The sequence below is a fragment of the Mucilaginibacter sp. UR6-11 genome (assembly GCF_020880695.1).
Lineage (GTDB): Bacteria > Bacteroidota > Bacteroidia > Sphingobacteriales > Sphingobacteriaceae > Mucilaginibacter.
Genome location: NZ_JAJIWO010000002.1, coordinates 561,945 through 578,869, shown reverse-complemented (window position 1 = coordinate 578,869; position 16,925 = coordinate 561,945). Strand labels below are relative to the sequence as shown.

Below are 16,925 nucleotides of genomic sequence, written 5' to 3'. Positions count from 1 at the left end.
CTATTGCTTGTAATAGGCTTTATGCCACTGTACATAATTTTTCACCCCAATTTCGATAGAGGTTTTTGGCTCATAATGATATTCATTTTTAAAACTTTCGATATCAGCCCAAGTTTTCTCCACATCACCAGGCTGCATTGGCAAAAAATTCTTAATTGCTTTTTTACCGGTGCATAATTCTATTTGAGAAATAAAATCTGTTAATTGAACTGGTTGGCTATTACCAATGTTATACAATTGGTAGTTGTCATCACTCTGATTATTTAACGTGATGGTAGCAACAACGCCGCTAACAATATCATCTATGTAAGTAAAGTCTCTGGATAATTTGCCATCATTAAAAACTTTTATTGCTTTACCATTTAAAATTGCGTCGGTAAATAAATGCATAGCCATGTCTGGCCTGCCCCACGGGCCGTAAACCGTAAAAAAACGCAAGCCTATCGTTTTGATATTAAATAAATGGCTATAGGTATAGGCCATTAATTCATTGCTTTTTTTTGTGGCAGCGTACAAACTTATAGGTTTATCTACCACTTCCTTTGTTGAGAACGGAACGTTTTCACTCATCCCGTAAATGCTTGAACTACTTGCATAAATTAGTTTTGTAACATTATGATTTCTGCAAGCTTCCAACACATTTAAAAACCCTACAATATTGCTATCTATATATTTAAAGGGTTTCTCTATACTATAACGTACGCCGGCCTGTGCGGCAAGATTACACACAATATCAAATTTGTTTTCTAAAAACAATGCCGGCAGACGGTCTTTGTCTTCCAAATTCATTTTTATGAATCTCAGATTGTCATAAATATCGCTTTTTATGGCAACATTATCCCCGGTTACGGTAATACCAAGATGCTTAAGCCTGTTTACTTTCAATTCTGCATCATAATAATCATTAAGATTATCCAAGCCAACAACGTTGTACCCCAATTTTGTCAATTTATCTGTTAAATGAAAGCCGATAAATCCAGCACAGCCTGTAATTAATATTTTCATTAGGTATAATTTTTGTTTATTGTAGCTTGTTTACCGCGCTAATTAATAATCATTAGGCCGTTATTTGCCTAACTGTTTAGCCCATAGCTTATACAAGAGGAAGGCAAACTCATATAATCTGAATTTTAATAACTCTTTTATAATTTTAGTATGCATCCTGTCAGGAATAATATTGTTAAAGGCTTTTAAAAATTCTTCGTTTTTTAAAACTTCAAAAACAATATGTTTTTTGCCATTTACAATAGCAAGAAGTATAAATTCATTGGTATGATCGATAAATTCTTTATCAAAAACCTGATAATTAATGTCAAATTTTAGCGTGGCATTATTTTCAATTAATTCTTTTCTGGTTAGGAGATAATTATCAAACTGATTATCTCTAAAACTTTTCATAACACTACCTTCATTTTGCGTAAAGTAGTGATAGTTAGCTACGTCTATTGCATAAACAGAATCGGCTGCTTTAAAGGCATAAAAATTAAACCAATAGTCTTCAGCTCTCATCCGTTTTTCATTAACTAATAATTGATGTTTTTTTAAAAAAGACGTTAAATAGATTTTGTTAACCATTGACGGTAAATTACCTAAGTCATTTTCGTAGTAAAGGCGCAAAATGTTTTTCTTTATATAATCATTCTCTAATAAAGTATTCTTTTTGATCTTATTATTTAATATAGTAACACCCCTTTCACTTACCAGATTAATATTTGAAACTACAATATCTGCTGCATGTTTGAGGGCGATATCCATTAAATTTTGGAACATTAGCTCGTCCACTTCGTCATCGGCATCAATAAAACCTATATAGTCACCTTTAGCCATCTTAATACCAAAGTTACGCGCAGCGGCTGGCCCTTTGTTGCTTTGCAAAAAGCACTTTATTCGAAAATCCTTTTTTTCGAAGTCCAGACATATTTGTTCACTATCATCAGTTGAGCCGTCGTTAACAAGTATGATCTCTAGGTTTGGGTAGGTTTGTTTTAAAATACTATCCAAACATCTTTCTAAATAACGCTCAACATTATAGACAGGTACTACGACGCTTAATATCATATTGCTATTTAACGATAGTTACTTATTGAGTATAATTTCTTGTTGCGGTAAATAACCTTATCATTATATTTTAAAATCAGGGGTTGCATTACGTGGCCAAGTATATACGCCCAAGGTATGGGATAGTTATCTCCACCAAAAATTCCTCCCGGATTTTTAACTAGTTCAGGAAAAAAAATATCCAATCTGCGATGAACCTCATCCATCCATTCTCGACAGATTGGCGAATTGGGTTTATATATATAAGCACCGTTTGTAATCAATATTGTGTAATATTTTTTTAGGTCTTTTCCGAGTATGTTATCTAAATCGATAGTTCCGCCTGGATACTTTTCTCTCACACCCAAAACCCATTTATTATCGTCACCATTTAGTTTGATAAATAAATTTTTCCAGGAGTCAAGGCAATGTTTAATGTCTGAATACCCGCCTCCATAATGTAACATAAAATAACCACGCAAATAATCTGCCTTGTGAACTAACGACAAGTAATCATAAGCTGGATGTAAGGGAAATTCCTCCAGTATATATTCAGTTAAATTATTTGGCGTTACTAGTTTTATCGCAACACCAGCGTTTTCTACTAATGATTTTAAAGATTTCCGTCTATTATCCGTGAGGTCGTTATTACCAGTCCAAAAAACGTAAATAATTTCCCTGGCGTGATCTAATTTAACCCCATCAACTTTATCTGATAATGATATAAAACTATCTTTATAATTGTCTGGATCGTATTGAAATTTGTTGATATAGACTGTATAAAACCTATAAAAAGGCAAAAGTTGTTTTGCTATAAGTATCTTCAATTTTAATATCATGTTACTTGTTGACGAACTCATTTATGTTTAGCAGGTAAAAGTCATTCTTTTTATACGGTAGTTTCATTTGCCACAATGTTCTCCTTATCTGAAAAAATCATGTCTTTTTTAAAATTAATCTGCGCTCATCATTTTTTAACACAATAAAAAAGAACAGCAAAACGTAGATACCAGAAAAAACAGCACACCATGTTATAAATTGAACCCAAGAATAGATGGCTATATGTCTCTTAATAAAATTTGCCGCCAACAAAAATAAAATGGTAAAAATTCCTTGAAACAAAAAGGTTTCCTTATAAAATTTTGAAATTTTAAAATCGAAATAATTAACAAATAATACGTTGTTAATTATAGTGTTAATTATCATTGCCGTTGCAATAGGGAATAAAATGCCATACATCCCAAAGCTTCCGGCTAAAAAATAGCTGCAAATAATTGCTGTAAGCATACATATAAGCATGCCTATAGCACGTGGCTTTATCTTGTTTTTAATCTCCAATATAGAGTTTCCAAAACTTTGGGTTAGCGGTACAAATGTTGCAATCATGATCACACACGCAATATTCCACGATAACGCATAAGCATCTCCAAGCCAAAGTTTGATGAATTCTTTGCCGAATAAAATAAAGTTAGACAGAATCAAAAAAGAGATGAAGGAGTTTGCCCTTCCAACTTTTATCATTGTGGCTGTCAATTCGTCGGCATTAGCTTTACCTGAAAGCATTTGTGCGGCTTTGGGAAGTAGTAAAGTATTAATAACCCCAGCAAATGCGCCAAAATAACCACCTAACATTAGCCCCACAGAAAAAATCGCAATGACCGAAGTTTTAACGTGCATTCCCAAAATAATCTGCCCCGTATTCCATTGAAAATTTTGAATTATGGCCAGTAAAAAAATCCAGACAGAATAACTAAATATATTTTTGATAATTTCTTTATTTCTTTCCTTGAAAGAAAAGCGCACTCCAAGTTTTTTTATACAATAATAAAAAGTGACCGAAACTACTAATATATTAAAGATGGTATCAGTCATAACCAACGCTATACCGCGGCCACCTAAACTAAGAATTGTAAATACGGTTATCGTTCTTAAAACATACCTGCCTATGGTAATAACTTTGGGGAAAACAAATTTACCATAGGCAGTACAAATTGCCAAAAAGCTACCACTTGGCAAGGCTATACCAATATCAAATAACAATATCAGAAACATTAATTTTGCTTCTTTTATTTGCGAGGGCAACAGGGAGTTTTTAAAAATATGTTCTAATCTAAAATAGAATACCATACCGATCAGTATCAGCACGAGCGAAATAAAAAAATAGATAGACATTATTGTACCTAAAAAAACACTTTCACCCTCCTTATCTTTTTCTGCCTGGAATTTAGAGACAAATCTCACTATCGTATTATTAAGCCCTAAATCCATTAACGACAAATACGCTATTAATGAGCCTATTAAACTATATAAACCATATTCAGAATTACCAAGAGATCTTACAATAAAAGGGGTTAAAAATAAGCCAACGACATTTACTAATAATATATTTAGATAAGACAAAAATGCCCCGCGTTTTAATTGGCTCATGTTTTTATACTGGTATTAAATATACAGCTATCTGCTATGAACTAATTGATTGTTTCAAAATCCTACAGCCTGCCATTAACGATAGATCTATTTAAAAATGCTTTTGTATCGTAAATAACAGCATTCTTATTACTCGTTATATTATTAAGATCCAAATTAGAAAACTCCTGATGGGCAACAGCCAAAACAACCCCATCGTAATCACTATTTAAGCTGGTCAACAAATCTAACTTATATTCATCCTTAACATCTTTGGCGTTAGCCCAAGGGTCATAAATGTCTACCGTTATACCAAATTGCCTTAATTCATTATAAATGTCAACTACTTTGGTATTCCTTATATCCGGGCAATTTTCTTTAAACGTTATGCCCAGTATCAATACCTTAGCACCTTTGATTTTATGCCCGCCATTGATCATAAGCTTTACCAGCTTATTGGCTACAAACATACCCATATTATCATTTATACGCCTGCCTGATAAAATTACTTCCGGATGATACCCTAAAGATTCTGCTTTGTGGGCCAGGTAATATGGGTCAACCCCTATGCAATGCCCACCAACCAATCCCGGCTTAAATTTTAAAAAATTCCATTTGGTTGCTGCTGCTTCTAAAACATCGTTGGTATCAATATTCATCCGGTCAAATATCAAAGCCAGCTCATTTACAAATGATATATTTACATCACGCTGCGCGTTTTCAATAGCCTTTGAAGCTTCGGCAATCTTTATACTTGGCGCTTTATGTGTACCGGCTTTAATGATAGTTTTATATAATTGATCAACTATTTCTGCGACCTCGGGTGTAGACCCGGATGTCACCTTTTTTATAGTGGTTAGCGTATTTATCTTGTCGCCCGGACTTACCCGCTCCGGAGAATAACCAACAAAAAAATCTACGTTAAATTTTAATCCCGATGAGCTTTCAATTACGGGTACACACTCCTCCTCTGTACAACCGGGATATACGGTTGACTCATAAATTACAATGTCGTTTTTTTTTAAAACCTCGCCAACCGTTTTTGATGCCGCCAATAAATATGACAAATCAGGCGATTTGAACCGATCAACCGGGGTTGGGACTGTAATTATAAATAAGTTATACCCCCTTAGTGAATTTTTATCTGATGATAATTTCAATCCGGATAAACCGCTGTTATTTGATTCTGAGATTTGATTTAAATCACTGATATCAACCTCGCGGGTGGCATCCAGCCCATGTAACAGATCTACAATTCGTCGTTCATCGATATCGAAACCCAATACGTCGAATTTTTTACCGAACTCTATTGCTAAAGGCAAACCTACGTAGCCTAAACCAATCACAGCGATCTTGATCCTGTCTGTCTCTTTTAGAAAGTTTGACACATCGATAAAAGGATTAGATGGCGACATGGGTTAATATTTCTTTATTATAATTCGTTACCGTTTTTTACCAAACCATTTAACAAAAATATTTTTTTTTCTTTTGTCATCGTCCTCCTGATAATAGCCACCGCCATAGCCGTAACCATAACTATAACCGTAGCCATAACCATAACCAGCGGAGTAGTCTACTGAGTTAAATACAATATTCAGATTTGGGAATTTTTGATTTTTATACAGATCATTGATAAATAAAATCTGGTTTTTAAAGGTATAATTATGGCGTACTATAAATATAGTCGCATTGGCATATCTGCCCAATATTTGAGCATCTGTAACTAACCCTACCGGCGGGGCATCTATAACTACATAATCAAAATCCTGTTGCAATTCTTTAATCAAAGTTTCTATCCGCCCGTTCGTAAGCAACTCAGCCGGATTTGGAGGTATCGGCCCACTTGTTATCATATAATAATTCGGTTGCTGCGGAATTTGCTCAATAACTTCCTTATAAGAATAATTTGATATTAAATAATTAGACAGGCCTTTTATGTTATCCATTTGAAGGGCCACATGTAACTTAGGCTTTCTAAGGTCGAGTTCCAGTATAACTACTTTTTTTCCTGACATGGCAAGACTGGCACCTAAATTAAGGGATACAAATGATTTACCTTCACCGCTGGTGTTTGAGGTAAACAGCAATACCTTATGATCAACATCTGCACTTATAAATTGAAGATTGGTACGTAAAGCTCTTATTTGTTCTGCTATCATAGAACGCGGCTTTTCCACAACAATAAGTGGATTAGAATCATCTGTGTGACCAATTTCTGCCAGCACCGGCACTCTTGTTAATTTTTCTAAATCAGACCTGTTTGTAATTTTATTATTCAAAAGACCTAAAATATAAATTATACCAATAGGGAGCAATAAACCAATAATGAAGAAAATCATCATGATTTGCTGTGGGACCGGTTTGATTGGTGATAGTGAACTTCTTGCAGGATCAATGGTGCGGCTATCCGCCAAATTGGATGCAAGGGACATTTCCTGTTCTTCGCGTTTCTGCAATAAAAAAGTAAACAAGGTGTTTTTAATGTCCTGCTGCCTCATTACATCAAGCAGTCCCCGTTCTTTAGTCGGAACACTTTTAATAACAGACTCAAATTTGGCATTTTTAAGTGCCAATTGCTGCTTAGTTACTAATAATCCTGATTGAAGATTCTGTATGGACTGATCGATATTATCCTTTAACGAAGAAATTTGATCATTTAAAGAGTGAACGATTGGATTTGTTTCCGGGATAGTTTGTAACAGGCTCTGCTTTTTTAGCTGAATATCAGCCAATTGAGCAACTAATCCAAGAATTGTAGCATCTTCTACCCCTAACATTGACGGCAATTTAGATTGCCCGCCTTTTTCATTATGGATATAAGCCTGCAAATTTTTTAATACTCCAAGTTGAATATTTACTTTACTTAAGCTTGCGTCATTTTCCTGCATAGTTGTTAAAAATGCCTGCGATTGCGCACCTATATCAGTGATATGGTTGCTTGATTTGTAAGATTCAACTTTCTCTTCAGCCGAACCTAATTCTTCCGCCAATTTAGTTAACCGATCTTCGATAAAGGTTAAGGTACTTGATATTACTTTATTTTTATCCTCTATTGCTGCTCTATTGTATTCATAAACAAGCCTGTTTAAAATATCTTCGCCTCTTTTGGGAATCGCATCCTGATAAGATATCAGCAATACCGTACCCTCTTTGCTTGCTGGCACTATCGTTAAATTTCCGCTAAAACCCTGGTAAAAACCTAAAGTGCTATTAAAAGCCACATCAATTTCAACGTTAGTATAATAACGTGAATTGGCTGTTGTTGTAATCAATATCAATCCTACATCTGATTGTACAGGTTGATTGAGTAGTATTTTCTTACCATTTACATCTGCTTCTAAACTATTTAATAAAGTCACTTTTAAATAGCCTGTACCGTTACCTTTGGGCTTTAGTATTTTGACTTTAAAAGGAAGATCCTTATATAAAGGAATTTTTCTTGTATGCCCATTTTGATAATAAGATGTGGTTAAATCCAATGCACTAACAACCTTTTCCATTAAAGTATATGATTTAAGGATTTGCACCTCGTTATCAATCACTTTATTTGATGAAAAAAGATCTAAGCTTTTTAAGAGATCATCCCCCCCGCCTGAGCGCCCTTTATCTTGTTTTATTAAAATATTGGTTTCAATCGAATATAAAGGCGTTGTACTTTTAACCTTTATGTAGCCTAAAAAAAGAAAAACGATTAATGACAGAACGATCCACTTCCAGTGAGATAAATACCTGAATAAAATCTCTTTTAAATTTACCTGTTGTTCGTCATCTTCAATAACATTCAAGTCATTGTTTGTATTCATGTATTAAATAATTATATTATTTTTTTGTTGCTAAATATAGAGTCAGCAATAACGATGCAGCGCTTAATGCAACCGGTAAAATCCTATATACATCACTTGTTTGTGACAACTTACTTTTTCTTGGTTCGACATATATTAAATCGCCCGAATGCAGGTAATAATAAGGAGATGTAAATACCTCGCGATTACTTAAATCAACCGTTCCAAACTCTTTCTTCCCGTTAATATCTCTAATAATCAAAATTTTATCGCGCTTAGCAAATACGGTCAAATCACCCGCCATAGTTAACGCTTCGGGTAAAGTAACCCTTTCATTGGGAATTATATATACCGCAGGTTTACTTACTTCGCCCATAACAGATATTTTATAATTAACAAATCTGATGTTTACAGTTGGCTCTTTAAGATAAAACTTTAACCGATTTTTTATGGTATCCCTGGCCTGTGTAGTAGTTAGGCCGGCCAATTTGACGGTGCCAATAAGTGGCAATTCAATAGTTCCAAAATTATCTACTAAAAAACCTGTCACATCCGGCTGGGGTGTTGAAGTAGCGCCACTGCTTTCTCCGCTACTAGCCGCAAATGGATTAAAAAAGCTGCTAGCCAGGGGGCTCAGTGAACTGATATTTACGGTTAATATGTCTCCGGGCTGTATTTTAGGAACGTATGTTTTAACTAAGTTTATAGTATCTAACCCATTGCTTTCTTTTTGAAAATAAGCGATTCCCTTTTTACTAACACATGACGAGGAAAGCGCGGCAAACAGAAATAAAAGTATGATATTTAGGAGTGTTTTTTTTTGCATTTTAATTAGTGGGTACCGAATAAGGCTATAAAAGTAACTTATTTTTTTGTATTAGCTTTAAGTTTTAAGGCAATTAAGTTAACGCATTATAAATTAAACTGCATTTAATATTAACGGATTGCCCAATCTTTAATATTATAAAGCCTGCTTTTGTAATTTCCCCTCCTTGTCACGGTACCTTTTCCCTTTTGCCAAACTAAGCTTACAGTGTTAAAGCTGCTGTGCTCAAAATTAAAAGTAACACCGTCGTCTTCAAAAAGCTGTGCCGGCGACGTGTTTTTTCCATATACGTAACACGTGATATCAAAAATTGTTGTTGGCGATATAAATTCTACAGGTTTAGCCAGCGGCAATATGGCACCCTCTTTAACAAATATCGGTACCTGGTCTAACCCCATTGTAAAGGTATATGCCCGGCCACCGGCGTAGACCTTGTTGGTATTAAAATCATACCAATTACCAACGGGTAAATAGACGCTTCGGGTTGAGGTGCTGTCTGTCAGCGGGGCTGCAAGCACATTGTCGCCTATCATGTATTCATCCCATACGTTATAGGTATTTTTATCCTCGGGATAGTCAACCACCAATGCCCTGAATGGTGGCACCCCTTCCTGGTTATATTTAGCAAACGCAGTATACAGATAGGGTATAAAGCTCATCCTGAAGTTTAATAGCGTGCGTATTTTTGCTTCAACCTCTTTTGCATTTGGCAACATTTCGCCCTTATTATTCTTATTCCGATCATATTGCAGCCAAGGCGGGCTTTTTAAATACCAACTGTCAAATACCGTCTGCGCCGCTAATATGCTGATTTGCGCGCGCCGGCAAAGCTCCGCTACATTGGCTGATTCTCTAACCTCGGGCGACCATAACAGACCCGAAAAACCCGCATTGCTGATCATCCTTATATATTCTTTTTGTACATAAGTATCGCTATATAATACCGCAGGATATGATGAGGCAAGACCATTTAAAGACCTGATGCTGAAATAAGAACGCTTGTTTGCTTTCCTGTAGATATTAAACATGGTTTGGAAATACAACGTACCAAACTGCTGGTGCATTTGCTCGCCGTCAATCCCCGAAGGGAATTGTGACAGCTCCGGAAAGGCCCATACTGCGCCGCCTTCCGTTAAGTTTGAGTTGTCGCATTCATCCATTTTAAAAGCGGCTATGCCATTATCAACAAAGGTCTTTTTATGGTAATCAGCAAAAATCGCAGGGGCTGTTTTGCCGGCAAAGTCGGGCACCAGGCCATTCCAGACTTTATAGTCGCCTGCGCTGCCTGCCAGTGCCCCATAAATAGGCGATACAGGCGCCACATAAGCATGTTCCCATAAATTAAGCTTGATGCCTTGCATCTTCATCTTGTCAATCAGCTCCTGTGGTGCCGGAAAATTCTCCTTGTTCCATACATACGAGCATGAATATGCGGCCGACTGCCACCTGGGCTCCAGCCCAATTACATCAACCGGCATATGATTATCGCGGAAATAGTTTACCATATTGTAAACATCATCCTGCTTCGACTCGCCTTTCATCCGGTATTGCAGGCCCAGCCCCCAGATAGCAGGTAAGGCCCCGCCGCCCGAAAACAGGTTATAGCGTTGCAGGGCATTTTTTAAGGTTGGCCCGTTAAAAATAAACACATCGCCTCCTTTTGCCCCGGGGATATCTACAATCACCTCGCCCGACTTATCATTGGTGTTTTTATAGAGTTCCTCAACAGATTGTGCCGCGTTACCGCTGCCGGTATTTACATTAACATCGCCTTTTACCTGCTTGTGCGTGCCACAGTAAAAAGTGGTATAGCGCGATGTATTGATAAAGATGCCATACCCTTTGGTTGATAAATAAAAGGTGGTTGGCGCATGGGTAAAACCCAGGTCGTTTAACGGGTTATCATTTACAATTGGCCGCCTTTTTAAACCCCGCTGCCTGAACGAGTTCATCTGCAAACCAAAGCCATACAGCTCTTCGCTATTCCCTAACGGGATATGCACGATGGCGCCGCGCGGGGTAATTTCTATACGGATGGATTTGGGGTCGACCGCCAGATCTGCCGGTGGCAACTGGCCCAGGGCGGCAAGTTTGGGCTTCTCCTGCAGCAGGTTATAGGGCGAAAACTGATCTACCTCGCCCTGGGTTACGCGGGTAACACCCGGAGCCATTTCCTTAACCTGTTGCGCCTTTACTGTTAAACCAACGCAAAGCATTAACACTATAATACTAATTGAATTACGGACCATCTTACTTTATAATTGAGCCCGTAATTTACACGGATTGCCGTAATAAAAAAATCAATATCTTGGATTACCCGGCTGACCCGCAGGCCAGCAGGTGATCCACTTAAAAAAGTGGATCACCCGGATCACCATTTTACGTTAACCATTTAATAATAAGCTATTTAATGATTTTAGCGGATCACTTTGGATCAGCCTTATTCGTCCGGATCACCATGTGTAAAACTTAATTAGTTTATTGATAATCAAGTAACTGCAAAACAGCCGTTTTTGATTGATTTTTGATGAGTGGATCACTTAATACGGATCACCTAAAAATAGTTTAATAGTTGCCGGTGGGTACAGCAACGGACCTGAAAAATATTCATAGCCACAAAAATTGTGACTATGATATTCATTTTGGCCGACCTGGTTAATTATGCCGCGCTCGTGGCTGTTGTGCCGCTTAACTTTAATCGTTTATGATAGAAAATATACGAGCACGCCAATACGGCAATTAAAACCAGCATAAAGGCCCAGTCTTTAAAAGCAAAGCCCGAAGCATAAAACGAATAGGTTGCGCCGATCAGATCAAACGTAAAACCCGCATAGGCCCATTCTTTAAGCCGCGGAAAACCCGGTGTAAGGATTGCTATTACACCCAATACTTTGGCTACCGCCAAAAGATGTAATACATAAGGCCGGTACCCTATTGCTGCCATCATTTTTGCGCCGTCGGGGTTGTCCATAAAGCTTGAGGCTGCCGAAAAAAGCATCATCCCCAATATCAGTACGGTTGAGATCCAGTAAATAATGTTGATTGTTGTCTTGCTCATGTTAATTGTAATTAGGTGGTTTAATAGTTTACCCGATATCAAATATAATATTTAAAGGCATACGCGACAAGCATGAATCAATGGGCATAATGACGCTATATTTAATAAATACAAACATAAACATCGGTTGACAAAAGTATCATGGCCAAAAAAGACAATATTTGGGGTGATTGAGGACAAAGCCAGGTCAAACAGTTACTATCCTTCTTGCGCTCGTTTATAACGAGTGCTTAATATGGTCTTGCGATTGTATCGCATTGTAAATGCTAATCCATGTTAAGCGCTCGTTATAAACGAGCGCAAGTTAATAGATGGGTTGTTATCCTTTTAAACTCTTCCAGATCACATCAAAAACATCAGTAGGCTGCACATCCTGCAGCGCATCATCAGTTATCAACACAGCTTTATATTCATCAGCGATATTGGTACGCCCGTGCGAGCCTTTGATCAGCGTTGCATCCAGCGGGATCACATCCATCACGTACCTGAAACCGGCCAGCTTGCGGGCCAGCTTGTAGGCTGCACGGCCCTTCGAGGTCATAAACATTTCAACAGGATCATAGCCCGGCTTTTTGTGGATATCAACGCAGCGTGCATAATCCGGCGCTACCGCATCGTTCAGCCAAAAGTAGTAGGTGAACCAACTGTCTTTATCAGCCACTACCACAATATCGCCGGCACGTTCATGGTCTATATGATGTTTCTTTTGGGCTGCGCGATCTAATACCAGTTCTACGCCTTTAACGCCTTTTAACAGGGCCGTTACTTTTTCAGTAACCGACGGGTCATTGATATAAATATGCGCTATCTGATGATCAGCAACCACAAAAGCTTTTGATGCACCGGCATCCAGCAGCTCCAGCCCGCGCTCAACCCGGATCTGCAGTAAATTATTTTCGCGGAACAACCGGTTTAAATGAACCGGGTTATTTACCGGCGCAATACCATATTCAGACAGGATAATGATCTCCGCATCTTTCTTTTTATAAAAAGCGACCAGTTGTTCAACCACCGCGTCAATCTCGTTCACTTCCTTACTGATCTTTGCCAGGTCGGGACCAAATTTTTGCAGGCAGTAGTCCAGGTGCGGCAGGTAAATGGTGGTTAGCGTCGGGTTGTGCAGGTCATCGTTCAACATGGACGCGTCTGCTATCCATTGGGTTGATTTAATATTGGCGCCCGGCCCCCAGAATTGAAATAACGGGAACTGCCCCAGCTTGTCCTGCAGCACATCGCGCAGTTCGGCGGGCTGCGAATAGCAATCAGGCATTTTACGCCCGTCGGCCAGGTATTGCGGGCGCGGGGTTACCGAGTAGTCGGCGGTTGAGTACATATTGTACCACCAAAACATATTGGCACTGGTAAATGAAGGGTCTTCCTGCTTCCCTTTATCCCAGATCTTATCCCCGTTAACCAGTTTATTTGATTGTTTCCAGAATTTCACTTCGGCATCTGTACGGTCATACCAGCCGTTGCCGACAATGCCGGTAGCTGCCGGCCATTTACCTGTTAGGTAAGTAGATTGCACCGATGTAGTAACAGCAGGCAAAACCGGTTCAATAACGGTGATATTCCTGTCGGCTATGTATTTCTTCAAAAACGGCGTATGCTCGCCTATTACAGATTTTGATAAGCCTACAACATCTATTACAACCGTTTTTTTCATGATGATTAATATTATAATTGATCTTTAACCCAATTTAACTCGCGTACAATAGAGTCATTAATGGGCAGTTTCTTGGCATCGGGCAGTACGCCCCAGGTATAGGTTTCAACTTCCAGGTGCGTGGTAAAGGGTTGCTCTTTCTGGATCGCCAACACCGCCAGGATATCCCCCTGGGTTGACTGCACCGGGCCATACTCTTCGGTAAATATTGGTACGTGAAAATGTGCCCGCCATTGCTCTACCAGTGGGTTTTCAATATCCGCCAGCGCTTCGGGCAGGTCGGGATAGCGTATTAGCTTTCCGTTTATCTTTTTAGCAACCACCTGGTGCAGGTAAGTCGACTCATCAAACCTGGCGAAAGCATTTTTCACATCCTCGCGCAGGTCGGTATCTTCAGACAATAAAGCATTAAGCGCAGCGCTGATCTGTATTTTGCCAACCTTAAGCCCCCTGGCAGCCAGCTCGTCAATAACCTGACGGTGCGGTTCATAACCAATGGCAAAGTGGCAAACATCATAACATAAAGTGATGTGCTGTTTGATTAATTCTGCCGCTTCTCCGGCAGAAACATTGAATTTTCTGGCGATATTTTCTGTGCCCTGCGGCAATAAAACATTCTCATACCAATTTATAAACTCTTCGCCGGTTTCCAGTACGCCGTCGGGCTCGGGCTCAATGTCCAGGTGCATAATTACGCCCTTTTCAAGCCCTGTCTTTATTAATTCTTCGGCAACCAGCAAGATGTTGGCGGTAGCGCTGATTTTTGCCTGTTCTAATTGCCCCGTAGTTTTATACCAGTGTTTATAGCTTAAGGGCGATGTTGATATACCCCCATCCATTCCTTTGGGCAGCAAGTCTGCCAGGATGCGGAACATCCTCAGCGTATAGTCAACGCGGAGCCTGGTTGTCCAGTCGGGCGCGTGTACCTGGTCTTTAACCGCAGTATCATGAAATTCGCCGTAAGGAAAACCATTCATGGTAAAAACATAGGCATCATTATCAGCGAGCCACTGCTTAAAACCGGCTAAACTTGCAGGATTCTCTAATTCGATGCTCGCCACGTTTGACAGGCGCAACCCAATGCCCATGGCACCACCGGCCGAAACCCGGGCCTTTATACTTGAAAAATTATTTTTTAAGGCAGCAAAATGCGACGGCCAGTTTTCGCCGGGGTGGATATTAGTGCAGTAAGTTAAATGTCCGGTAGCTACTCGCATTATGTCTGAAAATTAGGTAGTCTTATAAACGCGCGGGATTGTGCAATTCCTTCCCGAGGGGAAGGAGGAGGCAGGGGTTTGATCTGGCGTTAAACCCCCTGCCTGCCTGTGCGCAGTCCAACACACCCCTCCCAAGGAGGGGATTATTTGGTTATTCAGCTATACTGCACTTAACGCAGCATATTCATTCTTTAATATTTCACCGGCTTTCTTCACCAGCCCGGCATCCATCTCATGCACCTCGATACCCACGCCAATTTGGGTAAGCAGCATGATGGTTAGCTCGCCGCCCAGGTGTTCCCTAAACTCCTGCAGGCCTATCAATATCGGGCTGTCTTCGCCGCTTACTTCCAGCAGCGGGTGCGTTATTTCAAACCCGATTTTTTTGATCAGGTTGATTACACGGTGTGTTTCGTCCGCCGATAACCTGCCTGACAGGTTAGAATAAACCGTATCCAGTGCTATCCCCAGTGCCACCGCTTCTCCGTGTAAAACTTTAAAGTTGGTTAACTGCTCCAGCTTATGCGCGCTCCAATGCCCGAAATCCAACGGCCGGGACGACCCTTTTTCAAACGGGTCAAGCCCCGCAATATGATTAAGATGCAATTCGGCACAGCGTTTTATTAAATATTTCATGGTGTCCATATCGCGGGCCACCAGGGCGGCCGCGTTATTTTCCAGCCATTCAAAAAATGAAGCATCTTTGATTAACGATACCTTGATGGCTTCGGCAATGCCCGAGCGGTAATCCCGAGCGGTAAGTGTTAATAAAAACTGGTCGTCATTAAAAACTGCTACCGGCGGTACAAATGTGCCCAGGAAATTTTTTTTGCCGAAATAATTAATGCTGTTTTTAACCCCTACGCCCGAATCATTTTGTGATAACACGGTAGTAGGTATCCGGATATGCTTTACCCCGCGATGGGCCACCGCGGCGGCATAACCTGCCATATCCAGCAATGAGCCCCCGCCAATAGCCGCAACGTAGCTATGACGGTCGATGCCGTATTGGTTAATAATATCCAATAACCTGCTAAAGTGGCTTTCGTCGTTCTTAACAACCTCGCCACCGGGCATCAATATAATTTCGGGGATTAGCTGCGCTGCCTTATGGATAGCGAAATAGCGCCTTATTTTATCAGCCAGCGCAGGGTTAGCGTTAAGCACATCCTGATCTACCACAAAAAGTATTTTTTTTAGCGAGGCGGATGTTGAATCTGCCGCCAAAAATGCGTCAAACCCGGTATTGGTTAAATCAAAAAGCCCCGTAGTAAAAAACACCTTGTACTCAAACTTTACACTAAACGACTGCTGCAAATATTCCATAACTAAAAGCGAATATCTAAAACATAAAATTAATATCGCCTATATATCTAAAATTTGACGGAAATATTGAGGTAGGATTAAAAGGAGATTAATTTATAAGGTGTCACGACTACCTATTTTTTAACCTATCGCGGGATTGCCTATGTGCTCCTGGCTTGCCCCGCTCAATTGCCGCGGTGGCTGTTACTTTGTCTTGATACAAAGTAACCAAAAATCAAGTCAGACAGGATGCTTCTTTGACGCACAGGCCTTATGCGCTGCAAAGCCGGTAAAACCGAGGGCCCGGTCCTTTTGCCTCCGCTATCGCACCCACAGGCCACGCTTCAGGCAAAATTACCAATGCCCTTGCTACCGCACCACCCAGTTTGTTTTACCGGCTTTCGCCCGAAGCTGCCCGTCTGACGGTTTTAGTTATGAAACAAGGTTTAATCCCCAATTGAGCATTGCATCCAATCTGTAACGTTAGCAGAATGTTGGTATTGTGCGAAGTGTCAGCAAAAAAGTTTCGGGTGAGGGAAGGTAAAACAATGTTCGGTTGTGCGGTGGCAAGGGCATTCGCAGATTTTGCTGAAGCGTGGGGTAAGTGCGAGCGATAGCAGCGCAAAAG

At 39.7% G+C, this 16,925-nt stretch carries 12 protein-coding genes; all 12 read right to left on the bottom strand.

Annotated features, from left to right (window positions below):
* Complete coding sequence (locus LJ658_RS07860) at positions 1 to 1,005, bottom strand: NAD-dependent epimerase/dehydratase family protein (protein ID WP_230545933.1); 1,005 nt, start codon at positions 1,003 to 1,005, stop codon at positions 1 to 3.
* Between the two features lie 60 nt (positions 1,006 to 1,065).
* Positions 1,066 to 2,058 (bottom strand): glycosyltransferase family 2 protein, encoded by a 993-nt coding sequence (locus tag LJ658_RS07855; protein WP_230545932.1) that lies wholly within the window; start codon positions 2,056 to 2,058, stop codon positions 1,066 to 1,068.
* A gap of 8 nt (positions 2,059 to 2,066) precedes the next feature.
* Positions 2,067 to 2,864, bottom strand: a complete 798-nt coding sequence (locus tag LJ658_RS07850) for a hypothetical protein (RefSeq protein ID WP_230545931.1) — start codon at positions 2,862 to 2,864, stop codon at positions 2,067 to 2,069.
* Positions 2,865 to 2,973: 109 nt separating this feature from the next.
* The gene (locus LJ658_RS07845; protein WP_230545930.1) at positions 2,974 to 4,464 is read right to left on the bottom strand and encodes a lipopolysaccharide biosynthesis protein; all 1,491 of its coding nucleotides are present in this window, start codon (positions 4,462 to 4,464) and stop codon (positions 2,974 to 2,976) included.
* A 62-nt stretch (positions 4,465 to 4,526) separates the two neighbouring features.
* Positions 4,527 to 5,858, bottom strand: a complete 1,332-nt coding sequence (locus LJ658_RS07840; protein ID WP_230545929.1) for a nucleotide sugar dehydrogenase — start codon at positions 5,856 to 5,858, stop codon at positions 4,527 to 4,529.
* Positions 5,859 to 5,885: 27 nt separating this feature from the next.
* The gene (locus LJ658_RS07835; RefSeq protein WP_230545928.1) at positions 5,886 to 8,246 is read right to left on the bottom strand and encodes a tyrosine-protein kinase family protein; all 2,361 of its coding nucleotides are present in this window, start codon (positions 8,244 to 8,246) and stop codon (positions 5,886 to 5,888) included.
* Positions 8,247 to 8,262: 16 nt separating this feature from the next.
* Positions 8,263 to 9,051 carry a polysaccharide biosynthesis/export family protein gene (locus tag LJ658_RS07830; RefSeq protein WP_230545927.1) on the bottom strand — a complete coding sequence of 263 codons (789 nt, stop codon included), beginning with the start codon at positions 9,049 to 9,051 and terminating at the stop codon, positions 8,263 to 8,265.
* Positions 9,052 to 9,161: 110 nt separating this feature from the next.
* Complete coding sequence (locus LJ658_RS07825) at positions 9,162 to 11,300, bottom strand: TIM-barrel domain-containing protein (RefSeq protein WP_230545926.1); 2,139 nt, start codon at positions 11,298 to 11,300, stop codon at positions 9,162 to 9,164.
* Between the two features lie 410 nt (positions 11,301 to 11,710).
* A complete protein-coding gene (locus LJ658_RS07820; RefSeq protein ID WP_230545925.1) occupies positions 11,711 to 12,109 on the bottom strand; it encodes a DoxX family protein in 399 nt (132 codons plus the stop codon).
* Positions 12,110 to 12,428: 319 nt separating this feature from the next.
* Positions 12,429 to 13,775 carry an alkaline phosphatase family protein gene (locus LJ658_RS07815; RefSeq protein WP_230545924.1) on the bottom strand — a complete coding sequence of 449 codons (1,347 nt, stop codon included), beginning with the start codon at positions 13,773 to 13,775 and terminating at the stop codon, positions 12,429 to 12,431.
* 11 nt (positions 13,776 to 13,786) lie between these two features.
* The gene (gene eboE / locus LJ658_RS07810; RefSeq protein ID WP_230545923.1) at positions 13,787 to 14,992 is read right to left on the bottom strand and encodes a metabolite traffic protein EboE; all 1,206 of its coding nucleotides are present in this window, start codon (positions 14,990 to 14,992) and stop codon (positions 13,787 to 13,789) included.
* 159 nt (positions 14,993 to 15,151) lie between these two features.
* The gene (locus LJ658_RS07805; protein WP_230545922.1) at positions 15,152 to 16,318 is read right to left on the bottom strand and encodes a 3-dehydroquinate synthase; all 1,167 of its coding nucleotides are present in this window, start codon (positions 16,316 to 16,318) and stop codon (positions 15,152 to 15,154) included.
* Positions 16,319 to 16,925 lie beyond the last annotated feature (607 nt).